Source organism: Mesorhizobium sp. G2-6-1, from assembly GCF_055809095.1.
Map to the genome: position 1 here is coordinate 2,335,438 of NZ_CM147896.1, position 25,388 is coordinate 2,360,825.

The 25,388-nt window shown below is 56.5% G+C and carries 25 protein-coding genes and 3 pseudogenes; 15 read left to right on the forward strand and 13 right to left on the reverse strand.

What is annotated here, in order from left to right; genetic code table 11:
* The first annotated feature begins 1 nt into the window (after position 1).
* The 3 genes from AC0L7S_RS11235 (at position 2) to AC0L7S_RS11245 (ending at position 1,346) form a co-directional block, all read left to right on the forward strand.
* Positions 2 to 622: a ribonuclease D gene (locus AC0L7S_RS11235; protein ID WP_473470967.1), complete on the forward strand. Its 621-nt coding sequence runs from the start codon at positions 2 to 4 to the stop codon at positions 620 to 622.
* A 178-nt stretch (positions 623 to 800) separates the two neighbouring features.
* Positions 801 to 1,049, forward strand: coding sequence for a hypothetical protein (locus AC0L7S_RS11240; RefSeq protein WP_473470969.1), 249 nt, complete (start codon positions 801 to 803; stop codon positions 1,047 to 1,049).
* 150 nt (positions 1,050 to 1,199) lie between these two features.
* The gene (locus AC0L7S_RS11245; protein WP_473470970.1) at positions 1,200 to 1,346 is read left to right on the forward strand and encodes a hypothetical protein; all 147 of its coding nucleotides are present in this window, start codon (positions 1,200 to 1,202) and stop codon (positions 1,344 to 1,346) included.
* A 49-nt stretch (positions 1,347 to 1,395) separates the two neighbouring features.
* Here the strand turns inward: AC0L7S_RS11245 and AC0L7S_RS11250 are convergent, their stop codons facing one another.
* On the reverse strand, positions 1,396 to 1,698 hold the full coding sequence (locus AC0L7S_RS11250) for a DUF982 domain-containing protein (protein WP_473470972.1): 303 nt from the start codon (positions 1,696 to 1,698) through the stop codon (positions 1,396 to 1,398).
* Between the two features lie 250 nt (positions 1,699 to 1,948).
* On the opposite strand from AC0L7S_RS11250, the gene AC0L7S_RS11255 reads away from it, so the two are divergent.
* The 7 genes and pseudogenes from AC0L7S_RS11255 to AC0L7S_RS11285 all read left to right on the forward strand — a co-directional run bounded on the left by AC0L7S_RS11255 (position 1,949) and on the right by AC0L7S_RS11285 (position 9,932).
* Positions 1,949 to 4,183, forward strand: coding sequence for a transglycosylase domain-containing protein (locus AC0L7S_RS11255; protein WP_473470974.1), 2,235 nt, complete (start codon positions 1,949 to 1,951; stop codon positions 4,181 to 4,183).
* Positions 4,184 to 4,265: 82 nt separating this feature from the next.
* Positions 4,266 to 5,018 carry an SDR family NAD(P)-dependent oxidoreductase gene (locus AC0L7S_RS11260; protein WP_473470975.1) on the forward strand — a complete coding sequence of 251 codons (753 nt, stop codon included), beginning with the start codon at positions 4,266 to 4,268 and terminating at the stop codon, positions 5,016 to 5,018.
* Positions 5,019 to 5,168: 150 nt separating this feature from the next.
* Positions 5,169 to 6,616: pseudogene (cysG, locus tag AC0L7S_RS11265) on the forward strand (siroheme synthase CysG).
* The gene (locus tag AC0L7S_RS11270) at positions 6,613 to 6,912 is read left to right on the forward strand and encodes a DUF2849 domain-containing protein (RefSeq protein ID WP_473470976.1); all 300 of its coding nucleotides are present in this window, start codon (positions 6,613 to 6,615) and stop codon (positions 6,910 to 6,912) included. The pseudogene cysG and the gene AC0L7S_RS11270 overlap by 4 nt, the downstream one beginning before the upstream one ends.
* A gap of 62 nt (positions 6,913 to 6,974) precedes the next feature.
* The gene (locus AC0L7S_RS11275) at positions 6,975 to 8,525 is read left to right on the forward strand and encodes a nitrite/sulfite reductase (protein WP_473474268.1); all 1,551 of its coding nucleotides are present in this window, start codon (positions 6,975 to 6,977) and stop codon (positions 8,523 to 8,525) included.
* Between the two features lie 93 nt (positions 8,526 to 8,618).
* Complete coding sequence (locus tag AC0L7S_RS11280) at positions 8,619 to 9,383, forward strand: phosphoadenylyl-sulfate reductase (RefSeq protein ID WP_473470978.1); 765 nt, start codon at positions 8,619 to 8,621, stop codon at positions 9,381 to 9,383.
* A gap of 12 nt (positions 9,384 to 9,395) precedes the next feature.
* On the forward strand, positions 9,396 to 9,932 hold the full coding sequence (locus AC0L7S_RS11285; RefSeq protein ID WP_473470979.1) for a DUF934 domain-containing protein: 537 nt from the start codon (positions 9,396 to 9,398) through the stop codon (positions 9,930 to 9,932).
* Positions 9,933 to 9,944: 12 nt separating this feature from the next.
* Here AC0L7S_RS11285 and AC0L7S_RS11290 read toward each other — a convergent pair whose 3' ends face one another.
* Together AC0L7S_RS11290 and AC0L7S_RS11295 are read right to left on the reverse strand one after the other, a co-directional pair.
* The gene (locus AC0L7S_RS11290) at positions 9,945 to 10,979 is read right to left on the reverse strand and encodes a fatty acid desaturase (protein WP_473470980.1); all 1,035 of its coding nucleotides are present in this window, start codon (positions 10,977 to 10,979) and stop codon (positions 9,945 to 9,947) included.
* 40 nt (positions 10,980 to 11,019) lie between these two features.
* Entirely contained in the window at positions 11,020 to 11,220 is a 201-nt protein-coding gene (locus AC0L7S_RS11295) for a hypothetical protein (protein WP_473470981.1), read from the reverse strand.
* Between the two features lie 237 nt (positions 11,221 to 11,457).
* Between AC0L7S_RS11295 and grpE the strand changes: the two genes are divergently transcribed.
* Positions 11,458 to 12,093, forward strand: a complete 636-nt coding sequence (grpE, locus tag AC0L7S_RS11300; protein ID WP_473470982.1) for a nucleotide exchange factor GrpE — start codon at positions 11,458 to 11,460, stop codon at positions 12,091 to 12,093.
* Positions 12,094 to 12,185: 92 nt separating this feature from the next.
* Positions 12,186 to 12,819 (forward strand): annotated as a pseudogene (locus AC0L7S_RS11305) (trimeric intracellular cation channel family protein).
* A 167-nt stretch (positions 12,820 to 12,986) separates the two neighbouring features.
* On the opposite strand, the gene olsB reads toward AC0L7S_RS11305, so the two are convergent.
* The 10 genes from olsB to sppA form a co-directional block, all read right to left on the reverse strand.
* Positions 12,987 to 13,823 carry a l-ornithine N(alpha)-acyltransferase gene (olsB, locus tag AC0L7S_RS11310; protein ID WP_473474269.1) on the reverse strand — a complete coding sequence of 279 codons (837 nt, stop codon included), beginning with the start codon at positions 13,821 to 13,823 and terminating at the stop codon, positions 12,987 to 12,989.
* A 258-nt stretch (positions 13,824 to 14,081) separates the two neighbouring features.
* Complete coding sequence (locus AC0L7S_RS11315; RefSeq protein WP_473470983.1) at positions 14,082 to 16,373, reverse strand: ATP-binding protein; 2,292 nt, start codon at positions 16,371 to 16,373, stop codon at positions 14,082 to 14,084.
* 144 nt (positions 16,374 to 16,517) lie between these two features.
* Positions 16,518 to 17,507 (reverse strand): acrylyl-CoA reductase (NADPH), encoded by a 990-nt coding sequence (gene acuI, locus AC0L7S_RS11320; RefSeq protein ID WP_473470984.1) that lies wholly within the window; start codon positions 17,505 to 17,507, stop codon positions 16,518 to 16,520.
* 140 nt (positions 17,508 to 17,647) lie between these two features.
* Positions 17,648 to 18,124: a signal peptidase II gene (gene lspA / locus AC0L7S_RS11325; protein ID WP_473470985.1), complete on the reverse strand. Its 477-nt coding sequence runs from the start codon at positions 18,122 to 18,124 to the stop codon at positions 17,648 to 17,650.
* Positions 18,121 to 18,981 carry a TrmH family RNA methyltransferase gene (locus tag AC0L7S_RS11330; RefSeq protein WP_473470986.1) on the reverse strand — a complete coding sequence of 287 codons (861 nt, stop codon included), beginning with the start codon at positions 18,979 to 18,981 and terminating at the stop codon, positions 18,121 to 18,123. Before AC0L7S_RS11330 ends, lspA begins: the two co-directional genes overlap by 4 nt.
* Entirely contained in the window at positions 18,978 to 19,949 is a 972-nt protein-coding gene (locus AC0L7S_RS11335) for an RsmD family RNA methyltransferase (RefSeq protein ID WP_473474270.1), read from the reverse strand. The genes AC0L7S_RS11330 and AC0L7S_RS11335 overlap by 4 nt, the downstream gene beginning before the upstream one ends.
* A gap of 221 nt (positions 19,950 to 20,170) precedes the next feature.
* Positions 20,171 to 21,136: a bifunctional Delta(1)-pyrroline-2-carboxylate/Delta(1)-piperideine-2-carboxylate reductase gene (gene lhpI, locus AC0L7S_RS11340; RefSeq protein WP_473470987.1), complete on the reverse strand. Its 966-nt coding sequence runs from the start codon at positions 21,134 to 21,136 to the stop codon at positions 20,171 to 20,173.
* A gap of 42 nt (positions 21,137 to 21,178) precedes the next feature.
* On the reverse strand, positions 21,179 to 21,511 hold the full coding sequence (locus AC0L7S_RS11345; protein ID WP_473470988.1) for a LapA family protein: 333 nt from the start codon (positions 21,509 to 21,511) through the stop codon (positions 21,179 to 21,181).
* A 72-nt stretch (positions 21,512 to 21,583) separates the two neighbouring features.
* Complete coding sequence (locus AC0L7S_RS11350; RefSeq protein WP_473470990.1) at positions 21,584 to 21,868, reverse strand: integration host factor subunit beta; 285 nt, start codon at positions 21,866 to 21,868, stop codon at positions 21,584 to 21,586.
* Positions 21,869 to 21,947: 79 nt separating this feature from the next.
* Complete coding sequence (gene sppA / locus AC0L7S_RS11355; RefSeq protein WP_473470991.1) at positions 21,948 to 22,904, reverse strand: signal peptide peptidase SppA; 957 nt, start codon at positions 22,902 to 22,904, stop codon at positions 21,948 to 21,950.
* 244 nt (positions 22,905 to 23,148) lie between these two features.
* On the opposite strand from sppA, the gene lptC reads away from it, so the two are divergent.
* From lptC to lptB, 3 genes and pseudogenes are all read left to right on the forward strand, one after another.
* On the forward strand, positions 23,149 to 23,871 hold the full coding sequence (gene lptC, locus AC0L7S_RS11360; RefSeq protein ID WP_473470993.1) for an LPS export ABC transporter periplasmic protein LptC: 723 nt from the start codon (positions 23,149 to 23,151) through the stop codon (positions 23,869 to 23,871).
* Positions 23,858 to 24,430, forward strand: a complete 573-nt coding sequence (locus tag AC0L7S_RS11365; RefSeq protein WP_473470994.1) for an LptA/OstA family protein — start codon at positions 23,858 to 23,860, stop codon at positions 24,428 to 24,430. Before lptC ends, AC0L7S_RS11365 begins: the two co-directional genes overlap by 14 nt.
* A gap of 74 nt (positions 24,431 to 24,504) precedes the next feature.
* Positions 24,505 to 25,240 (forward strand): annotated as a pseudogene (gene lptB / locus AC0L7S_RS11370) (LPS export ABC transporter ATP-binding protein).
* The last annotated feature ends 148 nt before the right edge of the window (positions 25,241 to 25,388 follow it).

Here is a 25,388-nt window from a genome sequence, read left to right on the forward strand (position 1 = left end):
TATGACTGATATTCGCTTCCATAAGAACGATCTGCCTGACCTTGCCCACTATGATGTCGATGCCGTGGCCATCGACACGGAAACGCTTGGTCTGAACCCGCACCGCGACCGGCTATGTGTCGTACAGATTTCGCCCGGTGACGGTTCGGCCGATGTCATCCAGATCGAGGCGGGGCAAAGAAAGGCTCCAAACCTCGTCAGCCTGCTCAGAAACCGCAAGGTGACAAAACTGTTTCACTATGGGCGTTTCGATATTGCAGTGCTTTACAATGCCTTTGGTGTGATGGCCGATCCGGTGTTTTGCACCAAGATCGCTTCACGCCTGACACGCACCTACACCGACCGGCACGGGCTGAAAGATATTTGCAACGAGTTGCTTGGTGTCAGTCTCTCAAAAGTGCAGCAGTCTTCAGATTGGGCAGCGGAGACGCTTAGCCCTGAACAACTCGAATATGCCGCCTCTGATGTGCTTTATCTACACCGTTTGCGAGATGTACTAGTCGGGCGTCTGGCGCGCGATGGCCGCGCCAAGGAGGCTGATGCGTGTTTTCGCTTCCTGCCGACGCGGGCGAAACTCGATCTGATGGGATGGGATGAGGTCGATATTTTCGCGCATAGCTGATGCATGTCGCCCAAAAGTGCGTGGCGGTTTTGGGGTGACGACATGCATCAAAATAAAGGCATATTGCGCGCTGTATGAATCCCATCAGACGCGACGTGCATCAATGCGCGGAACCATCGCTTTGCTAAAGCGTTGAATTTGGCGCCAGACAAGAGGGATTCAGACAAGGGGGATGACGATGGCTGCCCGACAACCGATTTCAACTGCGCCAATGGATGGAACGAAAGTGACCGTCTATTGGACGGACGGTGCAGGCATAACCAACGAGTCGGTTGCTCACTATCGGTCGCTTGAAAGATTAAAGGCAGGCGGTGGTGATTGGGATGAGAGCGATACCGGGTGGTGGGCATATATAGACGGCGACACGCAAAAGCGAATTACCCCTTCCGGTTGGCGACCAGCGTCGTGTGACGATGACGACATTTGAGTGGGTTTCGTTATTCCATCTGACCGGTGGCTTTAGCCGCTTCGCTCTCAATCATATGGCTCAATTGGCCTTGTGATCTAGCTCGTAGCGAATACGGACTACCAAGGAAGTCAGCCTGAACATTACTCAACATCGAGATCGGAGCGCGCCGTGAACAGAAACATGCTTTATCTTATCATCGGCGCGCTGATTGCTGCAGTCGTGGCGTTGGGCTTGTATGTCTACCAGCAGCAATCCAAGCGTGAAGGTGTCGAAATCAAGCTCAATGACAGCGGAATCTCGATTCAGCAGAACTGAGCGAGACGGTTGTCAACATCAGCACACAAGCGGTCAACGCGCGACCGGGTCAGTGCGCAATCGGGTTTGCAATGCTGTTTTTCCCGGCGGTAACAGGAACCCTGCCGCTTTCCACAAGAAGCCCCGTAATACGGGCAAATCCGGCAAAAGACTTCCTTGCTTCTTCGGCGCTCATCTGGGCGGCAGCGGCGGCGGCGCAACAGTTGAGCGCGCAGCGGTAAACGGGGCCGCGACGGCCAACAGGCCATTCACGTAAAAACGCCATGGCGTCTGCGACGGAGTCGATTTCTTCCGCAGGACAACCTTGTCCGCGCGCCACACGTACAGGCGAGAAGAATTGCAGGCGATTCATCGCGTCCTCCCAAATTTTTGCGAAACTGGCCACATGCTCTGCGAAGCGTGGTTATGATTTCCTCAACGCGTAAAGTGTTGGGAAGTTCCACGCAGCAATGATTGTTAGATAGATCAAAAGAGGCATTTTTGCGATGGCCTGGCGATGATCCACCGATTTTATGACGCATTCTAACGATTTAACTCGTCTTTAAATCGTCGCATCTAGTCTCCACTGGAACGCCATCGGCAGGGAAGACTAGCGCGGACGCATGGCGAACGGCAAAAACAGACGTATTGAGCCCAGTTTCGACGAGCCGCTGCAAATGTCGGCAGGCTTTTCGCTGCGAGAGGAGGACCGTGTCGTGCCCGCCAATCGCAAGGTTTCGCCAAGACGTAAATCAAGCAAAGCCAGGAAGGGCTCACGGCGCGGGCGCACCAGGCGCGGTTTGTTCGGCCTCCTTGCCAGAATGTTCTACTGGGGGTTCGTCTTCAGCATATGGGGTGGCATCGCGGCTGCCGGTATCGTGGTTTACTATGGCGCGAAAATGCCCGCCGCCACGACATGGGCCATTCCCAACAGGGCTCCCAATATCAAGATTGTGTCGGTTGACGGCCGTTTGATCGGCAATCGTGGAATGAGTGGTGGTGAGGCTGTAAGCCTCAACGAAATGTCAGCCTATATTCCCGAAGCCGTCATCGCTATCGAGGACCGCCGTTTCTATTCGCATTTTGGCGTTGACCCGATCGGATTGGCACGCGCCATGGTGGCGAACATTATTGGCGGGCGCTTTTCGCAAGGTGGCTCGACACTGACGCAACAACTGGCCAAGAACCTGTTCCTCAAACCCGACCGCACTCTGGAACGCAAGGTGCAGGAAGTGCTGCTCGCATTGTGGCTGGAGCACAAGCACACCAAGGATCAAATCCTGGCGATGTATCTCAACCGGGTCTATTTCGGCTCCGGTGCCTACGGTGTCGAAGCGGCATCGCGCCGCTATTTCGGCAAAAGCGCGCGTGATGTGTCATTGCCGGAAGCGGCATTGCTCGCGGGGTTGCTCAAGGCTCCGTCGCGCCTTTCTCCGGCCCGTGACCCCAAGGCTGCGGAAGAACGTTCGCAGCTTGTACTCGCGGCAATGCGCGAGGAGGGCATGATTGACGGCAAGGACCTTGCACGCGCAATGAGTGCGCCAGCCACACGCGCGCCGTCCTACTGGACTGGGTCGGAAAACTATGTCGCCGATACGATCATGGAAGAGTTGCCCGACCTTATAGGCGATGTGCAAGGTGACATCGTTGTCGATTCCACGGTTGACCTGACGCTGCAAAAGATCGCCGAGAAATCTATCCGACACCTCATCGACAAGAACGGCAAGAAGCTTGCCGTGAGCCAGGGTGTGCTGGTGTCGATCGACAATTCCGGGGCTGTCAGAGCCATGGTTGGCGGCTACGACTATTCCACCAGCCAGTTCGACCGCGCTTTGGAAGCCCGGCGGCAACCGGGCTCGGCATTCAAACCTTTTGTTTATATGGCGGCACTTGAAGCGGGACGCACCCCGCAAAGCGTGCGCAACGATGCCCCTATCCGCATCGGCAATTGGACGCCCGACAATTATGGCGGCAAATATTATGGCAAGGTGACACTGGCCACCGCGCTTGCAAAATCGCTGAACTCGGTCGCGGCACAACTGACGATGGAGGTCGGCCCCAAAGCCGTTGTCGAGGCTGCGCATCGTATGGGCATCCAGTCGGACTTGAAAAGCAATACCTCCATCGCGCTTGGTACGTCCGAGGTAACGCCGCTTGAGTTGACGGCAGCCTATGTGCCGTTCGCCAATGGTGGGTATCGGCCGGAAATCCATTTCATCCGCCGTGTAACGGATACTTCCGGCAAGGTTCTTTACGAAAATACCGCGACAAACGCGCCGCGCGTCGTCAAGCCTGACATCGTTGGCATGATGAATTCGATGATGGCGGGGGCTGTGGAAATGGGAACGGCCAGAAAAGCTGCTTTTGCCTGGCCTTCTGCCGGCAAGACCGGGACAAGCCAGAATTCGCGCGATGCGTGGTTCGTCGGCTACACGGCCAACCTGACAACGGGTGTCTGGTTCGGCAATGATGACGGCAAACCAATGAAGCGTGTCACAGGTGGTGCGTTGCCTGCCCAGGCCTGGCACGAATTCATGGTTGCAGCCCATGAAGGTGTCCCGATTGCGCAATTGCCGGGAACCTGGAAATCCGTGTCTTCTGGAACATTCGCGCTGGGGGTGGTTCCAAAGCCCAGGGCACGGCCTGCCATTGGCCTTGCGAATTCGAACAATGACGTTCAAACCAGCTCATCCGGGCGTGAAGTGTCGGTGGCCGAGAGGGATGATGGCGACCGGCTCGCTATGCCGAGCGACAATGGGTCAACTGCGTCGATCGGGCGTCCGGTGCCGCCCGGTGACGTAGGTGGGCCTTTGAAGACCCGCAAAAAGTCCATTCTGGATTTCCTGACGGGCGGTTGAATAGACATCTTCCAGTTCCCTTTATCGAGGGCTCGCCAGCGGGCTCGCGTTCGGCTACATGTCGGCGCTGGAGTTACATTGAATGGCTGCTGTATCCGATCCACGAAAAACTATTGTCCTAACGGGTGCCAGCCGTGGCATCGGTCATGCCACGGTCAAACGCTTTTCGCTTGAAGGCTGGCGTGTCATCACCTGCTCTCGACAGGCGTTCTCGGACGATTGCCCGTGGCCTGCGGGTGCGGATGACCACATCAAGGTCGATCTTGCGGATCAGGAAGATGTCGGCGTCGCCGTTTCGGAAATCCGTCACCGGCTGAAAGCTCATGGCGGGCAGCTCAATGCGCTGGTCAACAATGCGGGCATCTCGCCGAAGCTTGAAAGCGGTGAGCGAATGAACTCAATCGATACGCCCGTGCATATGTGGCGCGATGTCTTTCAGGTCAATTTCTTCGCGCCGATCATGCTCGCACGCGGCCTTTTCAAGGAATTGGCAACGGCCAAGGGTTCCATCGTCAATGTCACCTCGATTGCCGGCACGCGCGTCCACCCATATGCCGGTACGGCCTATGCCACGTCGAAGGCGGCGCTCGGATCACTGACGCGTGAAATGGCGCATGATTTCGGGCCGCATGGCATTCGGGTGAACGCTATTGCGCCAGGCGAGATCGATACGGCAATTCTTTCGCCGGGTACCGAGAAGATTGTCGAGACGATTCCGTTGCGTCGCCTCGGCGCGACCGCGGAGATTGCGGACATCATCTATTTCTTGTGCTCAGGGCAGGCTTCCTACGTCACAGGCTCGGAAATCCACATCAATGGCGGTCAGCACGTTTAGAGTACCGAATTCAGCCTGCGGATTTTTATTCTCCGGGCCCGCCCGCTTTCAGAAAACCGATTGCCTTCAAACTGACGGTGCGCGAGTGGGTTTCTTCTGATTCATTCCTCACGCGGCTAAAAATACCTGCTTGTTCAGGATTTTACCGTGATGGCGACTGCACCGATAAAACTCAATGCCTTTCCCGTTTTCCTGCGGGTCGAAGGCGCTTGCGTGGCTATTGTCGGCAATGGCCAGGAAGCATTGGCCAAAGCGCGGTTGCTTGGCCAATCGTCAGCTTCGTTGCGTGTTATCGCTGACGATGCCGATGCCGGTCTCCTGACGTGGATTGCTGCCAATGGTGCGACACATATTGATGCGCGCTACGCGCCAGAACACCTTCAAGGCGCGGTCATGGTTTTTGCGGCCAGCGGTGAGGAGACGCTGGATCGGCTTGTTGTTGAGGATGCCCGCCGCCTTGGCATTCCCGTCAATGCGGTTGATCGGCCTGAATTGTGCGACTTCTTCACACCTGCGCTGGTCAATCGGGCACCGGTTGCCATTGCCATCGGCACCGAAGGCGCTGGTCCCGTCCTTGCCCAGATGATCCGGGCACGTATTGACCAGATGTTGTCGCCTTCTCTTGGTTCATTGGCGACGCTTGCAATTTCGTTTCGTCTGAGGGCCGAACGCCTGTTGCCGAAGGGGAACCGTCGCCGTTCATTCTGGACTAACTTTTTACGGGTGCGCCAGCGCGTGCGATGGAATCCGGTCACCTTGTCAAAGCGCAGAATGCTGCGGCTGATCTCCTGCGGGCAAGCGAGAATGCTTGTGGCCATGTCTCATTAGTCGGTGCGGGGCCGGGAGCCGAGGATCTTCTGACATTGCGCGCGCAGCGCCTCTTGATGGAGGCGGACGTTATCCTCTACGACGCTCTGGTGCCTGAAGCTGTTGTGGCAATGGGACGTCGCGATGCGGAGCGTGTTTCGGTTGGCAAGCGCAAGGGTTGCCATTCCAAGACGCAGGCACAGATCAATGATTTGCTGGTCCGTCTTGGTCGCGAAGGCAAGCGCGTCGTGCGGCTGAAAAGCGGCGATCCCCTGGTGTTTGGACGCGCCGGCGAGGAGATGGCAGCATTGCGCGATGCCGGGGTCTCTTATGAAGTCGTTCCGGGAGTAACGGCGGCGTTTGCTGCTGCTGCGGACTTTGAACTTCCGCTGACGTTGCGCGGTGTCAGCTCATCAATGGTTTTTACCACGGGCCATGATTTGAAAGGCCGTTCACTGCCCGACTGGGCGCGATTGGCCATTTCGGGCGCAACCGTTGCGGTCTATATGGGGCGCTCCGTTGCGGCGGAAGTTGCGGGTCGCCTCATCGAAGCGGGATTATCGTCTGATACCGCCGTTGGCGTGGTCGAGAACGCAAGCCTGCACAGCCGCCGCAAATTCCACGGAACTCTTGCCGATCTTCCCTCGCTTCAAAACCGCTCGGATATTACCGGTCCGGTGATGACCATTATTGGCGATGCGGTGGCGGGTGCCAATTTCGAGGATTCCGAAGCATTGGCTGTTGGCAGGAACGTCAAATCACATCAATTGATCGAGAGGGTGGAAGCATGAAGTTGTTGACCGCAAATCGGTTAAGCGACGGTGAGGTCGTCTGGTATGCCGAAGGCCGGTGGGTCGAGACGATCGGCAAGGCTTTGGTTGCCCAGGAAAAGTGCGATCAGGAAACGCTTGAAGCTATCGGCAATGCCGCACTCGCCGACAATGTCGTCATCGACGTGAGCCTGATCGACGTCGAATTGATTGATGGCGTCATTCATCCGGTGCGCTTGCGTGAACGTATCCGGGCAGCGGGGCCGACCATTCGCAACGACCTTGGCAAGCAGGCCCGCCTTCAACAAGCAGCATAGAAACAGGAGCGGGCGAAACGCCCAACACAGGCGGCACATGGATGTCGTCCGGAGACAAGCCGATGTACCGCTATGATGAATTTGACCATGAGTTCGTGAAGGCCCGTGTCGCGCAGTTTGGCGATCAGGTCGAACGCCGGCTTGCCGGGGAGATTACGGAAGAGCAATTTCGTCCGCTCAGGCTGATGAACGGCGTCTATCTGCAACTTCATGCCTATATGCTGCGTATCGCCATTCCTTATGGAACGCTGCATCCGCGCCAGTTGCGCATGCTTGCCCATATCGCGCGCAAATATGACAAGGGTTATGGCCACTTCACCACGCGCCAGAACATCCAGTTTCACTGGCCGGCACTTTCGGACGTGCCCGCAATCCTTGACGACCTTGCCAGCGTCGAAATGCATGCCATCCAGACATCAGGCAATTGCATTCGCAATGTGACCGCCGATCATTTCGCTGGCGCGGCCGCCGATGAGGTTGCCGATCCGCGTCCCTATGCGGAAATTCTGCGCCAATGGTCGTCCGTACACCCCGAGTTTTCCTATTTGCCACGCAAATTCAAGATCGCGGTGACCGGTGCCGAGCGTGACCGGGCGGCGATCAAGACGCATGACATTGGGCTGCATCTGAAGAAGAATGAAAAGGGCGAACTCGGCTTTGCCGTCTATGTCGGAGGCGGGCTTGGCCGTACGCCGATGATTGCCAAGAAGATACGCGATTTTCTGCCGCAAAAGCATCTGTTGTCCTACACCACAGCGATCCTGCGCGTTTACAATCTGCATGGTCGGCGCGACAACAAGTACAAGGCGCGCATCAAGATCCTCGTTCATGAGACGGGAACAGAAGAACTGGCGGGATGGATCGAGACCGAGTGGCAGGCGCTGAGGGAAAGTGAACTCAAACTGCCGGATCAGGATGTCAGTGCCATCCGCTCTTATTTCGCACCGCCGGCTTTGGCGGATCGCTCCGAAGGCGACGAGATAGTGCGGCTTGCCCGGCTCGATTCCCGTGCGTTCGGCGAATGGCTTGACCAGAATGTCACCACTCATCGCCATCCCGACTATGCGGCGGTTACGATCTCACTGAAAAGCATTGGCGAGACGCCGGGTGACATGAGCGACAGCCAGATGGAAGCGGTTGCCGATCTTGCGGAACGGTATGGCTATGACGAAGTGCGGGTGACGCATGAGCAAAATCTCGTCTTGCCGCATGTGGCGCGTGCCGATTTGAAAGCCGTATTCGATGGGTTGGCAGAGATTGATCTGGCGACGCCCAATGCCGGTCTTGTCAGCGATATCATCGCGTGCCCAGGGCTCGACTATTGCACGCTGGCCAATGCCCGTTCAATTCCAGTAGCACAGCAGATTGCCCAACGCTTCGCATCGCTGGAGCGGCAGCGCGACATTGGCGAATTGAAGCTCAAAATATCGGGCTGCATCAATGCCTGCGGTCATCACCATGTCGGCCATATCGGCATTCTCGGAGTTGAGAAGAAGGGGCCGAACTCTACCAGATCACCTTGGGTGGCTCTGCCGACGAGAATACCAGCGTTGGTGAAATCATCGGGCGCGGCTTCGGTCCCGATGAGATTGTCGATGCGGTCGAGACATTGATCGAAACCTATCTGAGCATTCGCAACGACCGGTCCGAGCGATTCATTGATGTTTATCGGCGTGTTGGGCAAGCACCATTCAAGGAGGTGCTCTATGGAGTTGAAGCCAGGGCGGCTTGATGTTGGCGCAACTGATGAAGCCGATGCCGCAGCGGTCGCCGCCGGGTTGGATGCGCTCTACGGTCATCTGGCTGCGTCAGAGATCATCGAGAAAGCCATAACGGAATTATTTGCCGGAAAAATCGCGACAGTTTCTTCTTTTGGCGCCGATTCTGCGGTTCTTTTGCACCTGATTTCGAGAATTGACCGCAAATTGCCGGTTGTTTTTCTCGAAACGGGTAAACATTTCGACGAAACTCTGTCCTATCGCGATGCTTTGGCTGCAGATTTCGGGCTGACCGATATCCGCGTCGTGACACCTGACGCAACCGCGTTGGAGCGCATCGACCCGGCAGGCCGATTGCATGAGACCGATGTGGATGCGTGTTGCGAGGTGCGAAAAGTGGAGCCGATGGCGCGCGGCGTTACGCCGTTTCGCGCCTGGTTTACCGGGCGCAAGCGCTTTCAGGCAAAGACACGCGAAAAACTTCCGGTTTTCGAGGCGATTGGTTCGCAAATTCGCATCAACCCGTTGGCAAACTGGACGACAAGCGATCAGGCAAATTACATGCGCGATCATGCGTTGCGAAAAAACCCGCTGGTCGCCTACGGCTATCTTTCGATTGGATGTTTGCCTTGCACCAAGCCTGTCGAGCAGGGACAGGACGCGCGCAGCGGGCGTTGGGCGGGACATGCCAAGACCGAATGCGGTATCCATCTGTCCGGCCTTGAAAGATCGCTTACCGACGCATCATTGTAAGTAGGATAGCCAATGTCTGAACAGTTGCAAAGAAGTGAAAACCAGCTTTGGACACCACAAGGTTTTCGTGAAGACGAATGGGCATACGCCGAAGGAGCTTCATCTCTAGCTGGCAACGGGCGCGTTATCGTGCCGTTGCAGACGTTCCTCGATCTCGATCCGCAGGAACGTCTCTTGGCCAAGGAAAGGCTGGGTGTCGTGTTGCAACCGGGAGATCAACTGGACGCGATTGTTGATCTGCTTGATGCGGTATCGCTGGTGGCGTTGGCATTTCCAGCTTTCACCGATGGGCGCAGCTACTCAAAGGCTGAGTTGTTGCGAAGCCGTCATGGGTTCGAAGGGGCGTTACGCGCGGTCGGACAGGTGTTGGTCGATCAATTGCCACATATGCTGCGGGTTGGCTTTGACGAATTTGAAATTTCCAATCCTACGCTTTTGAAACGGCTGAAAATTGGCGATACAGGCGGCTTGCCGCTTCATTATCAGCCTTCTGCGAAGCCAGCGGGTAAAGCGCCGCAATACGCATGGAGGCGTGTTTCAGCCGGTTGACGATCTGGTTTGTCAGGCAGCGGCCAACCGCGCTTCACGGAAAGTCACGAGTTTCCTGTGGTTTTCGTCCCACAGGGCCAGCTTGACGCAGCGCAGGCTGCCGAGAAGCGTGATGCGGCCGATATCGCGAAGTTCCGGATGATCGCGCAAGACCTCCGGCAACCTGTAATGCGGCACCTTGGCTGACAGGTGGTGGACATGATGGATGCCGATATTGCCGGTGAACCAGTTCAGCACGGCTGGCAGGTCGTAATAGGAAGAGCCATGCAGCGCTGCATACTGAAATTCCCACTCCGGCTCCCTTTCCCATGCCGTCTCTTCGAATTGATGCTGGACATAAAACAGCCAGATGCCGATCGAACCGGCGAGAACGACGATCGGGATATGAACAACCAGAAACGCGCCAAAGCCGATGAACCAGATGAGGATGCCCGAAGCGAGTAGAATTGCGATATTGGTGGCCATCGATGAAACCCAGGGTGCCAGGCCATCACGCATCATGCCCACTGGCAATCTTTGTTCGAACAGGAACAGCCATGCGGGGCCAATGCCGAACATCACCAGGGGATGGCGGTAGAGGCGGTATGCGATGCGCCGACGCCACGACAAGCCCTGGTATTCGGCGACAGTCAGCGTTTTGATATCACCCATGCCGCGCTCGTCGAGATTGCCGGCGCTGGCGTGGTGGACCGCATGGGCGCGCCGCCAGCAATAATAAGGGGTAAGGGTGAGTACGCCCAATGCCCGGCCTGTCCAGTCGTCGGCGTGGCGATTGGCAAAGAATGAGCCATGGCCACAATCATGCTGGATCATGAACATGCGCACGAGAAAGCCGGCTGTGGGGATAATGAGAATGAGACCCCACCAGAAGCCATAGGCATAGGCAGCCCACGTCAACGCCCAAAGTGTTGCGAAAGGGATAAGTGTGATCGCCAGTTCGGTCGCGCTACGCCGCCTGTTCGGCTTCTTGTAGCGAGCGAGAATTTTCAGCCATGCGCGCTTGCTGCTTGCAGCAACTTCGGGGAAATCATGTTCATCAGAAAGCATAAGCGGGACTTTGCGCGCCCGCAAGTCGTCACAACGTGCTTTAAATGCGCCGCGTGGTATTTCCACAACCATCTTGTGGGTCGCTTAAACGGTCAAGCAGTTCCTTGAGATGGGCAGGCAAATCAGTGGTGACTTCGAACACGGGCAGGGTGCGCAGGACACGCCGCGTTGCCTGACTGCTCATCTGGCGCTTGATGTCATTGGCAAAATTGTCGTGCTGTTGGCCGACTGTTCGGGGCATTGTCTCAAATCCTTATCCGGTTTCGAAACTCCCATAATCGCGGAATGGTTCCTGTATTGCGCCAAGAACGCAAGGCAAAGTGGCGTTTAGGGTAAAATTTGAATTAAGAACGAATGATTTGAAGACTGAGGGAAGGGAGGTTAACGACACGGCTATTGTATTCGCCCCCTTGATTTTTTGCTTGCGAACCTCGATATCGAGCGCAACTTCCAAACCTTGCAATTGATGGACCATGCAATGAGCGATTTGCCCAAAGACGAACATGTGCCCGAGGAAATAGAGTTGGCTGAAGCCGCGCCCGAGCGCGCGGAAGGTGGCGTTGAAGACGACTATGAAGCCCTCGTGCGACTCTTGAAGGAAAACGAGGAACTCAAGGACCGTGCCTTGCGCGTGGCGGCTGATATGGAAAATCTTCGCCGTCGCACCGTTCGCGATGTGCATGATGCGCGCTCCTATGCAGTTGCCAATTTCGCCCGTGACATGCTTTCAGTTGCGGACAATCTGCAGCGGGCTCTGGATGCGATTCCAGCCGAAGCGAAGGAATCGGGCGATGCTGGCTTCAAGGCGTTGATTGAAGGTGTCGACATTACTGCGCGCAGCATGATTTCGACGCTTGAAAGACATGGCGTCAAGAAATTGGCACCGGAAGGCGAGAAATTCGATCCGAATTTCCATCAAGCCATGTTCGAGGTTCCCAATCCGGACGTCCCGGCCAATCTGGTTGTTCAGGTTGTCCAGCCGGGCTATTCCATCGGTGATCGGGTGCTACGCCCGGCCATGGTTGGCGTATCCAAGGGTGGGACCAAGCAGGCACCGACTGATGCTTCCGTCGAGCCTGGACCTGTCAATGAGCAGGCCGAAAAAGACGCATAGCGCGTTTGTGAAAACGAAGTGCGGCTTCCTGATTTCGGGGCCGCTTTCGTCGCGTTGTTGCCATTTGGTTTGTGCTGCCTCACCATCCGTTCATGAATGCGATCACACTTTTTGATTATGCCGGCGTTGCAGTATTTGCAGCAACCGGTGCATTGGCGGCGTCGCGCAAGCAACTCGACATTATCGGCTTTCTGTTTCTTGCAAGTGTGACGGGCATCGGCGGCGGCACTTTTCGAGACCTGATCCTTGGTGTTCCCGTGTTCTGGGTGGGTAGCAGCGCCTATGTGCTGATTGGCGCAGCCGTTGCGGTGCTTGTCTTTTTTACCGCACACCGGGTCGAGATCCCGCTATAAACTCCTTTTGTGGCTGGATGCCGTGGGGCTTGCCGCTTTCGCGGTCTTCGGGGCAGCCAAGGGCCTGTCTGTCACCGGCTCGCCGGTGGTGGCGATCATCACCGGGATGCTGACGGCCTGCTTCGGTGGAATTTTGCGCGATCTCTTGTCAGGCGAGCCATCGGTGTTGCTGCGCCGCGAAATCTACGTCACCGCAGCACTTGCAGGTGCCAGTGTTTTTACAATAGCCGACCTTGCCGGCCTGCCAGCTATCGCGGCAGAGATGAGCGGGTTTGCAACAGCTCTTGTCGTGCGCGGCGGTGCATTGAAATTCGGATGGTCCATACCGGCTTACCGCGGCAGACCGGGCCGCCGCCCGGAGGACATCCCCTGAGCGGTTGTGTACGGCTAGAGCGTTTCAGTTCTTGATAGAATCACTGATCGGCGCCAACTGTTTGTTTTTACGCAATCGTGGCGGAAAACCGCGCCACACTTTTCGGCGACATGCACTAAGTTTACAGTTGCATATTGGTTTGAGTTCCTTCACCCCCCTCTGTCCTGCTAAGCCGCGAAGCTCTGGCCTTCGCCACCATAATAATTGATGTAGCGAGTGCCGATTTCGCTGACGGGCATGACCACAAAGACATCCACGGTCGAAAAATCGTGGTCGATGACGCAGCCGTCGCCGATGCGCGCGCCGACGCGCAGATAACCCTTCACCAAGGGTGGCATTGCGGCGATGGCTGACTTGACGTTGACCGCCTCGATCGGCATCAGTTCCATTGAGCAATAACGTGCGGCAACGGCGCGTATGTCCCATGCCGAACTCGTGCGGCAATGATGGGCGAGATATGTCAGCGCTTCTGCGTGCAGGGCAGGGACAATACCGTGAAATGAGGCGCAGCCCGTCATCACGTCAATCTTGTGATGGTTGATATAAGTCCAGATGCCTTGCCAAAGCACTTCAATGGTACGCTTGGAGCGATATTCCGGCAAAACGCAGGAACGGCCCAGTTCGAGAAAGCGCTGGCCCGGATGGCGCGCGATCAGGCGCCTCAACTCGAATTCGTCCTCGGAATAGAAGCCGCCTGCCGTTGTTGCCGTTTCCTGCCTGAGAAGGCGGTATGTACCAACGATGCGGCGGTGTTCAGGGGCGGTCAAGCTGGTATCAACCACCAGAAGATGATCGCATAGCGGATCAAATCGGTCGGCATCGCGACGGTCCAGCTCTTGCAAGCGACCTTTGCGAGCGCCAAGCTCTTCATAGAAAACCCGGTAGCGAACTTCCTGCGCCGCAGAAATTTCTGCCTCGTTGCGAGCGAGGCGCACTTCGAGATTGCCAATGCGTCCAAGCGGTGAGTTCAACGTCTCGTGGTTTGCCTTTGTTGCCGAAACCACGGCTGCGCCGCCCTTCGGATGAGGTTCGCCTTGCGGTATCGCTGACTGCACGAGTGATTCTCCTTCGAGCCATCCCTCTTGGCGCGGGAATACGATGGTGGTGCAACAGGATTGTGACAGTAGCGTGATACTGCGTTCTGGGCAAATGTCTCGTTGCGAAAAGTGGCGCTTCGAGAGATTGCAGGGGAATTTAGCTGGCTTCTCCACAGTTCACACCGCGCAGACAGTGTTCGATTGAAGAAAGCGGGCGGGTCTGGCTCAAGCCGCGACCTGTTCCTGGATCGCATGGACGAGTGTCTGCGGGTCCAGCGGCTTGGTGACGAAGCCTGAGGCACCATGCGCAAGTACGGCATGGCGGGTCTTTTCCTGACTGTCAGCGGAAAGCACCATGATCGGAATTGGCGGTAGGCCCTGTTCTTCCTCATGCCGGCGGATAAGGACAATGGCGTCCATGCCATCCATCACAGGCATGTGCAGGTCCATGAGTACGACATCATACCGGTTCCTGTGGCCGATGCTTATCAGGGCATCGACAGCTTCTTTACCGTTACTGACAAGCTCGACGCGATGGCCCGCTTTCAACAATGTTGCACGAGCAAGCATGGCGTTGATCTCGTTGTCCTCGGCGATCAGCACCGAAAGGCTCGGTTTGCGGTGAGCCGATGCGTGTTGTTGCGGTCCGGCTCCGCGCTTCGCGGGTTTTACTTGAGCTGGCGTCTTGGTCTGACCGACCAACATGACGCGCAATAGCGTTTCGCCGCGAACCGGTCTTGCCAGGAATGTAGCGTAGCCATTGGCGCGATACTCGCCCAACAGGCCACGATCTGTCGGGGCAATCAAGGTTGCGGCTTCGCATCTGGCAAAGCCTGTCTGGCGCAACCGTTTCAAGACCCGCCCGTCGCTTTCTTCCATAGCCGCATCAACCAGAAGCAAATTGCAGTCGGCCGCGAAAGTGGCCGCCTTGGCCGTTGTCGCGGCCACTTTTGCCGTGCCGCCATAAGCGCGGACAGTGCGGGCAATCGCCTCGGCCTCAATGGTATTCTTGGAAACGATCACGACCTGTCGCTCAGCAAGCATGTCGTTGCGATTGTGCGGTGGTTCCGAAGCTGCGGTGGCGGGGATTTCGAAAACGAACTCCGCGCCTTCACCGACCTTGCTGGCTACCGAAATGGTGCCGCCCATTGCAGCCACGAGACGTTTGGAAATGGCGAGGCCGAGACCCGCGCCGCCGTGCTTTCTTGTGGAGGTTCCGTCAACTTGTTCAAAGTCTTCGAAAATTCGATCCAGGTCGATCTCACGCATGCCCGGACCGGTATCGGTTATGGTGAAGCGGATGCGGTCGGTGGTGTCAGTGCGAACGCGCGCGATAGACAGGAGCACGCCGCCGGTGTCGGTGAACTTGATGGCGTTGCCGATCAGGTTCAGCAATACCTGGCGGACCCGACCGGGGTCGGCGGTGATGATTTGCGGTACATCTGGCTCGACATGACAGCCAAGGCCGATATCCTTGCCGTAGGCTCGCGCGGCCAGAAGTTCGACAATGTTGTCGGCAATTTCGCGCAATGACATCGGTTGCGGTTCCGGATCAAAGCGGCCAGCCTCGATTTTGGAGTAATCCAGCAAATCCTCGATCAGGGCAAGGAGTGCGCTTGCCGATGTCGATACGGCTCCGACATAGGTATTTTGCTCGGGCGACAGATCAGTGTCGGCCAGAAGCTTGGCCATGCCCATGATGCCATTCATTGGCGTGCGAATTTCATGGCTAACGGTTGCCAGGAAGCGCGATTTGGCCTGGCTGGCATATTCAGCGCGTTCACGCGCCGTAATCAGCGACGACTCGGCTTTCTTGCGGGCCGTGATGTCGCGGGCAATGGCTTTGTGAGACACAGAGCCACTTTCTTCGTCACGAACTGAAAGCTCGATCCATGAAAACCAGCGTTGACCATCGGGTGTACGAATACCGACGTCTGTGGAACTCAGGCATTCATGGTCGGAAAATGCCGCATCAGGCACGATGCCGATATCAATGCCGAGTTCGGCGAGGCTCATGTCCGACAGCTTGTTGCGTTCGACGCCAACCAGATCGGCAAAAACCTTGTTGGCGTAGACGATGCGACCTTCACGGTCACGATGAACGACAAGATCGCCCAATGCGTCGATCAGTCCGCGAAAGCGCTCGTCGCTTTCCTGCATTTCCCAGACACGATCAGCCAGTGTTTCCATTTCCACACGGCTTTGCACGGAATTCTCGGCGAGGTCGGCGGCGGCCAAGCGGTCAGTGCGCTTGAAATGCAAGTGCGCGACAAGTGCGCATATGCCTGTTCCCAGTATTCCGAGGCTGATGAAGTAGGGGGAACCCGTGAGTTGCGAAAGACCAGCCAGAATCACGAGGACGACGCTTGTGACCAGCGGTATAATGTTTGAAGTGAGGCGAGGCGTGTCCGGCACGATCGGCGGCGCTTCAATGCGCGGACGAAAAACGACCAGCGGTTTCGTGCCGCTGTTTGGTTCGGCCCTTTCGGGTGCTTCCATGCCAGGTTGCGCGTTCATGCCACGATAAATGACAGATAGAATTTTAGGAAGCTTGGCGCGGATCGCTCAAATTTTAACGGCTAGGTGGATTTTCACATCAAAATTGCTGTTCATCAGCAGAAATCGCATGTTTTTCCAGCAACCATAACCGCCGATGCGTTGCTACATATCGACGACGACGCGCCCGCGTATTTTGCCCTCGACGATGTCATGTGCAGCCTCGATGATGTCATCAAAGCCAATGGTGGTCGACAAGGCGGTCAGTTTGTCGACGTCAAGGTCGCTACCAATGCGATGCCATGCTTCCAGTCGAAGTTCCTTTGGTGCCATCACCGAATCGATGCCGAGCAATGACACGCCGCGCAAAATGAATGGCGCAACGGAAGAGGGTAGATCCATACCTCCCGCCAAGCCACAGGCGGCAATCGCGCCGCCATAAGAGGTCATCGACAGTATGTTGGCCAATGTATGGCTGCCGACGACGTCAATGCCACCGGCCCAGCGTTCCTTGGCAAGAGGTTTGGCAGCGCCAGCAAATTCGCGGCGCGAGATGATTTCGGTTGCACCAAGTTCGGTCAGGTAAGCGGTTTCTGATTCACGACCGGTGGAGGCAATGACATGGTAGCCGAGATTTGAGAGCAGCGAGACGGCGACGGAACCAACACCGCCTGCGGCGCCGGTTACGACCACGGGGCCGCGTTCAGGGTCGATGCCGTGGCGTTCCAATGCCATTACGCACAACATGGCCGTATAGCCGGCAGTGCCGACGGCCATCGCGTCATGCGGGTTCATGCCTTCAGGAAGCGGCACCAGCCAATCGCCATTGACGCGGGCGCGTGTTGCGTAGGCACCAAAGTGGGTTTCTCCCACGCCCCAGCCATTCAGGACGACCTTGTCGCCTTTGCGCCAGTCAGCATGTTCGGAGGAAATAACCGTGCCGGCAAAATCGATGCCGGGAACAAGGGGCCAACGGCGAATAACCGGGGCTTTGCCGGTGATGGCAAGGCCGTCCTTGTAGTTTACCGTGGTGGCTTCGACGGCAACAGTTACATTGCCCTCCATCAGATCGGAGTCGGAAAGTTCGGTCACTGCCACTGACTGTTTCTTATTTTCATCGCGCGAAACAAGGATGGCTTTGATGGTGTCTGACACGTCGCTCTCCAGGAATTCCAGTATTGCGTTGTCGGATTTCTATTGATGAAAATCAATCGTTCGAAGGTCTAAATCATGAACGCGATCGATTCCAATAAGTTAGAGCGGAATGCGGGCGGAAAACCGGGTTCCACTTTTCCTCATCCCGCTCTAGGCTGACGGCGCCAACTGATGAATTCCTCAGCCATTACCAGAACGGCACCTATGGTAATGAAAGCATCGGCCAGATTGAAAACGGCAAACGACCAGACCGGAGTATGAAACAGAATATAGTCGATGACATGGCCGTAGACTGTCCGGTCGATCAGATTGCCCAGTGCGCCACCCACGATCAGCGCAAAGCCGATGCGGGCAAGTATCTGACCGGGAGCGGTGCGCGTGGCGAGGTATATGACGAATGCCGATACGACCAGTGACACGACGATCAGACCGGTGTCGCCAAAGGATGACAGCATCGAAAAGGCGATGCCGGTGTTATAAGTGCGATAGAGCGCCAGAAATGGCACGACGTCGATCTTTTCCTGGAAGGCAAGCCCGATTTCGACCAGATGCTTGATCCATTGGTCAAGTGCGATGGCGAGGGTGGCGAGCGCAGCATAGGGTACGAGGGATCTCACGATTGCGTATCCCCCAAGGCAAGCGCATCGCGGCGAATTTCGAACAGCATCACCCCCGTTGCCACGGCGAGGTTGAGCGAGTCGGCGCGCCCCGCTTGCGGGATGCGCAGCAGGCGGTCGCAACTTGCGGCAAGTGTATCGGGCAGCCCCTGTTGCTCATTTCCCATGAGGAGTAAAACGGGTTTTTGCGCAAAGTCGATGGAACGGTAGTCAACCGCGCCTTGCAAATGTGTGCCGACAACGAGACCGGGGAAGTTCTTTCGCCAGTCGAGAAATTCTTCGACACCTGTCCTGGCAATTGGCACCGCGAAGACCGAACCCATCGTTGCCCTGACGGTTTCGACCGAGAACGGGTCCGTGGTTTCGCCGACGAGGATGACGCCCCTAGCACCAACTGCATCGACGGTGCGGATAATTGTGCCGAGGTTGCCAGGATCGCGGACCCTGTCCAGTGCCACCCACACATCATTGTTGGTGGGGCGGACGTCTTTTATCGGCGTGAGCTTTTGGGAAAAGACACCAACGACCATTTGCGGATTGTCGCGCCGTGTGATGGCGCAGAGTACTTTTTCGGAAACTTCCAGAACCGTACCACTTGCGGCAACGGTACGGGCAGCGACTTTCTCGATAGCCGGATTGCCGCGTCCTGCCTTGGCGAACACCAGCGTTTTTATGTTCCAGCCGAGGTCCAAAGCGTCGATAACCAGTTTCAAGCCTTCCGCCATGAAAGCATGTTGCTGGTCACGAAATTTCTTCATTGCAAGCGCCTTGATCTCCTTGACCAAAGGGTTGGCAAGGCTGGTGACTTCTTTCACCTGACCCGGCGCGCGTGCATGGCGTTGGCTTGTCGTGTTCATGTTCCTGCCACCCAGCGCGAAAATAGCGATGTGGAAAGCGCACGGCCTGCCGATTTCTCGCGGATGATAAGTTCACCGGATTCGACCATGCCGCCCATACCGGCAAAGGTGTCACGCATCAGGGCGTGAATGGCGAAGAAGGAGGCACGGATCGAATAGGCCGTCAGCACCACGGCAAGCGGCTTTGGCGACAGGATCGAGCGGCAGGCGTTGGCCAGCGCCGGTAAATCCTCGAACAATTGCCAGACTTCGCCTTTCGGTCCGCGTCCATAGGCGGGTGGGTCGAACAGGATAATGTCATAGCCATTGCCCCGCCGTTGTTCGCGTTCGACGAATTTCACGGCATCGTCAACGATCCAGCGGATAGGTTTCTGGCTTAGACCTGCCATTTCCTGATTTTCACGCGCCCAACCGATGGCCTTTTTCGATGCGTCGACATGGGTGACTTCCGCGCCCGCGCGTGCTGCAACCAGTGAGGCAAGACCGGTATAGCCAAACAGGTTCAAAACTTTGACCGGCCTTTTCGCGGCGGCAATCAATCCGGCCATATGATCCCAGTGTGAAGCCTGTTCGGGGAAGACGCCGACATGGCGAAACGAAGTAAAGCGGCCGAGATAGTCGATGCCATCATGTTTCATTGGCCAGGTTTCGCCGAGCGGTGTTTTGGGAAAGCGCCAGCGTCCTAGCCCCTCCTCTTCGGTGTCGCCGGTAAATATGGCGTCGGCACGCTCCCATTCATGCGGGCTAAGTGCCGGTTGCCAGATTGCCTGACCTTCGGGGCGAATGATGCGATAGGGGCCATATTGTTCGAGTTTTTCGCCCGCTCCGCTGTCGAGAAGCGCATAGTCGCCATTGGGCGCAACTTCGAGGATGAGAGGCAGGCGTTCACCGGGAAGGGCGCCTTCGCGGCGCGCGGCAATACGCGGTTCAGACCCGGACTGTGGCTGGTTGTTCGAACGTCGTTTCATACGCTCGTCGCGTTTCGATACCTGCTCACCATGTGCTTGGACTGGCTTTTGCGGGCGGTTGTCGCGGCGCTGGTCGCGATGGGATTTCAAGGGACAGTGTCTCCGATGCGGCATGCCGCTTTTGGCACAGCGCAAACAGCCACGCAACAAGGCGTAACCGTCAGCGGCGATTGATCGAACAGCAGTAATTTACGAGACCGGCGCGAACTATTGCGCAAGGGTCACGAAGTGAGCGCCTTGTAAACGGCAAAGCCAGCAGCAAGGTCTTCCAGTGCTGCGCCGACCGATTTGAACAGCGTGATCTCGTCAACGGTTTCACGGCCTTTTCGTTCGCCGCGCGCCAGTTCATGCAGGTCGGCGACAATGGCGTCTGGTCGCAGCACCCCGGATGCAAGAGGCTGAACGATATCACCAGCTTCCTTGGTCGCTCCCGCACGCGTGTCGACATAAACCCGTGCGCGGGTGACGGTGTCATCATCGGCTTCTCGCATGTCGGGAGTAAATCCGCCCACAAGGTCAACATGGGTGCCGGGCTTTAGCGAAGTACCTTTGATAAGTGGCGTCGTCGAAATCGTGGCTGAGGTTACGATGTCGGCCTTGGCGAGTTCCGTATCGAGATCGTCGGCGACTTCAGCGGCCAATCCTGCGGCACGCAGTTCAGCCGCGATCTTTTCGGCATTGGCAGGTGTTCGGTTCCATATACGGATTGTCGTGATCGGGCGCACCGCGCAATGGGCGTGGGCAAGAAATGGTGACAAGGCACCTGCACCGACCACGAGCAGGCGCGAAGCGTCTTTGCGGGCGAGATAAGAGGCTGCGAGGGCCGAGGCACAGGCCGTACGCCATTGTGTCAGCCGCTGGCCGTCGATCATGGCTTCCGGCTCGCCGGTAACGCCATTGAGCAACAGGTAAAGTCCCATCACAGCGGGCTTGCCGATAGCATTGTTATCGGGAGATACCGTCACGATCTTGACGCCGATATGACCATTTGCGGATGTGCCGGCAGCGTTGAAATCGGTCCATGCAGGCATCAGGAGCAAGGTGGAGGCCGCACCATCTGGCCGCTCTACGGAGTGGTGATGCCTGACCGGCTGCACTGCGCCCTCGCGAAAAGCCGCGCGCAAGGTTTCGACCAGACCCGGAAATGTCAGGGCGTGATCGACCTCATCAGCCGAAATGGTGAGCATTGATGGACTCCACGAAGAAGGATGGGCTGGTCTGCAAGCCGGTCAAGCCGTCGGTTTGGGCAATGCCGGTCCCTGTGGTGCTGCGGGCGGGCGGGCTACTGCCTGGCGCAGACTTTCAGCTTCAATTCTGCGCTGGCGTGCCAATTTACGGTATCGGCCCTGCCTGACCCAGGTGGCGATACTCCCGACAATCATGCCGATCGCAAGTGCCGCGAACAAGTAGATGAACAGGGGCAAGGTCAACGTCAGTGCCGGATTGCCCGGGTTGAACGGATCGACGGTGAAGGCGACGAGTTCGCGATTTGCAACAGCCAACGCAATCAGGATGATAGCGAGAGGCACGAATATGACGACGAGCACAAACCTGTTGAACATGACTTCCCTTGCCGAAAGCGGCAGCCTTGCGAATTGGCTATCTTTTGTGAGGAATTAGGCTGAAACGATTGACTATTTTGTGACGTTCAGTCTTTCGCGCAGTTCCTTACCCGTCTTGAAGAAGGGAACCCATTTTTCCTCAACCTCGACCGATTCCCCTGTGCGTGGGTTGCGACCAGTGCGGGCGGGGCGATTCTTGACCGAAAACGCACCAAAACCACGCAGTTCGACGCGATTTCCATCAGAAAGTGCATCGGTTATCTCATCGAATACCGCACCGACGATGTTTTCGACGTCGCGCAGAAACAGATGAGGATTACGTGTGGCGATGATTTGCACAAGTTCAGACTTGATCATTCGAGCCGTCCTTCGAATACGCTGTGGTCAAAATTACACGGATGATTTTGTTCGGGTTTTTCATCTTTTGAATGGTCAATCAAGGGTGCCAGACGGAAATAAGACCGTCAAGGAACAAGCGCTTCCCGCCGACTTCACGTAAGATATCACCGCTATATTCGGGAAGGCCAAGTGCACGGGCGACTGTGCGGGTCAACGCCTTTGAAAAAAGCAGGCCGCTGCCTTTTTCCGTGTCTTTCCACTCAATCACGTTCAATTTGGTATCGACACCCTTGGTCGCGAGCCAGTCGAGCGCCTCGTCTTCGCCTCCGACAGCGTCAATCAAATGGTTGGTGAGCGCCTGGCGCCCGGTGAAAATCGATCCATCGGCCAGCGCCAGCACTTGTGGCCTGGTCATGGAGCGTCGTTCGGCAACGATGCCGACAAACCAGTCATAGCTGTCGAGGATAAGCCTGCGGATCATCGCACGCTCTTCGTCGGTGGTCGGATTGAATGGCGAGGGTTCGGCCTTCAAAGGCGAAGACTTCACTTCTTCAAGTTTGACGCCGATTTTTTCCATCAAGCCGGTAACATCGGGAAACTGGATCAATACGCCGATTGATCCGACAATCGAGGATTTGCGGGCGACAATGTGGTCAGCCGCGCTTGCGATCATGTAGCCAGCCGATGCGGCGAGTGTGCCAACCTGCGCCACGACAGGCTTTTGGGCGGCGAGCTTGCGCACCGCGTCATAGATTGATTCTCCGCCCGCGGTGGTGCCTCCGGGCGAATCGATAACGAGAATCACGCCCTTGACGCTGGGCGATTTTCGGATCGAATCCAGCCGCTTGGTCAATTCCTCGTCTTCGGTGATGGTGCCTTCGATCTTGACCTTGGCTATGTGGGCAATTGCGGTTGCGCCAAACTCGTCCTTATAAATCCAGCTGGAAAATGCAATCAGCGCGAGTGCAATCACCGCGAGTGCTGCAAGGCGCCAGAATGTCAGTTTGCGACGTATTCTGCGGCGGTCAATCAGGTCGTCTGCTTTCAGCGGCATGGTTGATCCCGTTTGGTTTGGACACTCATATTTAATGCAAGCGCCCGATAACGGCCAGAAGTTTCAATTGCGCGCCTGGCTCGATTGTCGCCTATAGATTCCAATATCAGTTTCGATACAAGGCCACATGCCATGTCAAGAAGCCACATTTTTGCAGTTTTGTTTGGCTTGTGCTTGTTTGAACGTCCGTGCGACCCGAATTATAGGGCAACGTCTGCGGGGCGATATTTTTGAGAAAGCAGTGATGTTGGCGCGACCGAGTGAACCGATCAGCGAGGATGACGCATATGCTGCGATGCCGACGCCAGAAAAGCCTGCGCCGGATCGCGCGGCTGCATTTGGGCGCGCACAGCAGCATTCGCGTCGTGTTCGCACGCTAAAGTTCATCGTGCCCGCCATTGCCGTTGTCATTGCTATCGCTTTTCCCGTCTATTCTTACATCATGTCGCCAGCGACGTTATCTGTTGAGGCCGAAGGCAGCGCCTTTTCGGATGGCAAACTGGTGATGGCCAATCCCAAGCTCGAAGGCTTTACCAAACAGAATTTGCCCTATTCAATGACCGCTGTTCGCGCCATTCAGGACATCACGAAAGAAAATATCATCGGATTGGAAGGGATTAACGCCAAACTACCGATCGATGCGGAAAATACGGCTGTGATTTCCGCCTCGACGGGAACCTATGATCGTGAAAACAACACGCTGGATATGAACAGCGACGTCACGGTGACGTCGTCTGATGGAATGGTTGTGAAATTGAAATCGGCCTTTCTCGATATGGACAAAGGCAATATGAAGACAGATCAACCCGTCGATATCCTGCGCGACGGTTCGCGCATTACATCGAACAAAATGAAAATCGAGAACAATGGCAAAGTTCTGATTTTCGAAGACAATGTGCGTGTCAATATCGATCCCGCCAAGGCTAAGGCGGCCAACAATAGCGGAGACCAAAATGCGGCTCAGTGATTTGACGAGGCCTGCGGCCCTTGCATCCATCTTGTCCTTGGCTTTGTGCGCGCCTGTGCTGGCCCAGTCGGATGCGACAGGTAAAATGCCCGGCTTGAAATTGTCGGGCGATGAACCCATCCAGATCGAAAGCGACAAGCTTGAAGTGCACGAGAACGAAAGTGTCGCGATCTTCACTGGAAACGTGAATGTCGTGCAAGGCCCGACCTTGCTCAAGGCCGGGCGCATGAAGGTTTATTACGTCAGGGACGACAAAGCCAAAGCGGGTTTGGCGGCTGCGGGATCGGCAACGACCGGGACGGCAAATATCGATCATCTCGAAATCAACGACAAAATCTATATCAAGTCCGATACGCAGGTTGCGACCGGCGATAGCGGGACGTTCGACATGAAAAGTCAGGTTCTGGTGTTGTCGGGCGACAAGGTCGTGTTGTCCGATGGCGACAATGTGCTGACCGGTTGCAAGCTGACCGTTCACATGGAGACCGGCCTTGCTCAGGTCGATGCGTGTGGCGGCAGGGTCAAGATGTCCATAGTGCCTGGATCGCAGAAACCTTGATGATCGACCTTTCCATGCTGCGCCTGTCAAAGCGAAAAGCGGCCAAGCTTGCCGCACCAGCCACCCCCGATACGATGTCGACCAAGTTGAAGGGAACCTTGATCGCAAGGGGCTGACCAAGAGCTACAAAAACCGCAGGGTTGTGAGCGGCGTTTCGCTGGGGGTACGTGCCGGCGAGGCTGTCGGGTTGCTCGGACCCAACGGGGCAGGCAAGACAACATGTTTCTACATGGTGACGGGGCTGGTACCGGTTGACGAGGGAACGATCGAGATTGACGGGTATGACGTCACGTCGATGCCGATGTATCGCCGTGCGCGGCTGGGTATCGGCTATTTGCCGCAGGAAACGTCGATTTTTCGCGGTCTCAATGTTGAGCAGAATATCCGGGCTGTTCTTGAGGTTGTGGAAAAAGCCGCAAGGAACGCGAGAGAAGCCTCGACGAACTGCTCGAAGAATTCCATATCAGCCATTTGCGCAAGGCACCGTCCATGTCGCTGTCGGGCGGCGAGCGGCGACGGCTTGAGATTGCCAGGGCGCTTGCCAGCAAACCGGCCTATATGTTGCTCGACGAGCCTTTTGCCGGCATTGACCCGATTGCAGTTGCCGATATCCAGCAGCTTGTGCGCCATTTGACGGCACGTGGCATCGGCGTTTTGATAACCGATCATAATGTGCGCGAGACGCTTGGTCTTATAGATCGTGCCTATATCATCCATGCGGGCGAAGTGCTGACGCATGGTCGCGCCGAGGAAGTCGTGGCAAACCCGGATGTGCGCCGTCTTTATCTCGGCGAAGGGTTCACGCTGTAACGCTGCGTTGTCGGGCGTGTTTGTTCATGATTGCCACCCTTGCGCGAAATTGCCTGAGATAACGGTCTGGTAAGCCGTATTTGCTACCTGATGTCTTGACAAGCAAGAGTCGGGCCAGTTCCAATGCTGGCTGGACCTATTTTCGATC

What these genes read in the sequence shown, in the direction of transcription:
- AC0L7S_RS11255 (WP_473470974.1), top strand. Translation starts at nt 1,949, where the DNA reads ATGGCGAACGGCAAAAACAGACGTATTGAGCCCAGTTTCGACGAGCCG.
- AC0L7S_RS11290 (WP_473470980.1), bottom strand. Translation starts at nt 10,979, where the DNA reads ATGCTTTCTGATGAACATGATTTCCCCGAAGTTGCTGCAAGCAGCAAG.
- AC0L7S_RS11335 (WP_473474270.1), bottom strand. Translation starts at nt 19,949, where the DNA reads ATGAAACGACGTTCGAACAACCAGCCACAGTCCGGGTCTGAACCGCGT.
- AC0L7S_RS11250 (WP_473470972.1), bottom strand. Translation starts at nt 1,698, where the DNA reads ATGAATCGCCTGCAATTCTTCTCGCCTGTACGTGTGGCGCGCGGACAA.
- AC0L7S_RS11240 (WP_473470969.1), top strand. Translation starts at nt 801, where the DNA reads ATGGCTGCCCGACAACCGATTTCAACTGCGCCAATGGATGGAACGAAA.
- AC0L7S_RS11350 (WP_473470990.1), bottom strand. Translation starts at nt 21,868, where the DNA reads ATGATCAAGTCTGAACTTGTGCAAATCATCGCCACACGTAATCCTCAT.
- sppA (WP_473470991.1), bottom strand. Translation starts at nt 22,904, where the DNA reads ATGCCGCTGAAAGCAGACGACCTGATTGACCGCCGCAGAATACGTCGC.
- AC0L7S_RS11365 (WP_473470994.1), top strand. Translation starts at nt 23,858, where the DNA reads ATGCGGCTCAGTGATTTGACGAGGCCTGCGGCCCTTGCATCCATCTTG.
- AC0L7S_RS11275 (WP_473474268.1), top strand. Translation starts at nt 6,975, where the DNA reads ATGTACCGCTATGATGAATTTGACCATGAGTTCGTGAAGGCCCGTGTC.
- AC0L7S_RS11345 (WP_473470988.1), bottom strand. Translation starts at nt 21,511, where the DNA reads ATGTTCAACAGGTTTGTGCTCGTCGTCATATTCGTGCCTCTCGCTATC.
- AC0L7S_RS11270 (WP_473470976.1), top strand. Translation starts at nt 6,613, where the DNA reads ATGAAGTTGTTGACCGCAAATCGGTTAAGCGACGGTGAGGTCGTCTGG.
- AC0L7S_RS11330 (WP_473470986.1), bottom strand. Translation starts at nt 18,981, where the DNA reads ATGAACACGACAAGCCAACGCCATGCACGCGCGCCGGGTCAGGTGAAA.
- AC0L7S_RS11235 (WP_473470967.1), top strand. Translation starts at nt 2, where the DNA reads ATGACTGATATTCGCTTCCATAAGAACGATCTGCCTGACCTTGCCCAC.
- AC0L7S_RS11295 (WP_473470981.1), bottom strand. Translation starts at nt 11,220, where the DNA reads ATGCCCCGAACAGTCGGCCAACAGCACGACAATTTTGCCAATGACATC.
- AC0L7S_RS11260 (WP_473470975.1), top strand. Translation starts at nt 4,266, where the DNA reads ATGGCTGCTGTATCCGATCCACGAAAAACTATTGTCCTAACGGGTGCC.
- grpE (WP_473470982.1), top strand. Translation starts at nt 11,458, where the DNA reads ATGAGCGATTTGCCCAAAGACGAACATGTGCCCGAGGAAATAGAGTTG.
- lhpI (WP_473470987.1), bottom strand. Translation starts at nt 21,136, where the DNA reads ATGCTCACCATTTCGGCTGATGAGGTCGATCACGCCCTGACATTTCCG.
- AC0L7S_RS11285 (WP_473470979.1), top strand. Translation starts at nt 9,396, where the DNA reads ATGTCTGAACAGTTGCAAAGAAGTGAAAACCAGCTTTGGACACCACAA.
- lptC (WP_473470993.1), top strand. Translation starts at nt 23,149, where the DNA reads ATGTTGGCGCGACCGAGTGAACCGATCAGCGAGGATGACGCATATGCT.
- AC0L7S_RS11280 (WP_473470978.1), top strand. Translation starts at nt 8,619, where the DNA reads ATGGAGTTGAAGCCAGGGCGGCTTGATGTTGGCGCAACTGATGAAGCC.
- AC0L7S_RS11315 (WP_473470983.1), bottom strand. Translation starts at nt 16,373, where the DNA reads ATGAACGCGCAACCTGGCATGGAAGCACCCGAAAGGGCCGAACCAAAC.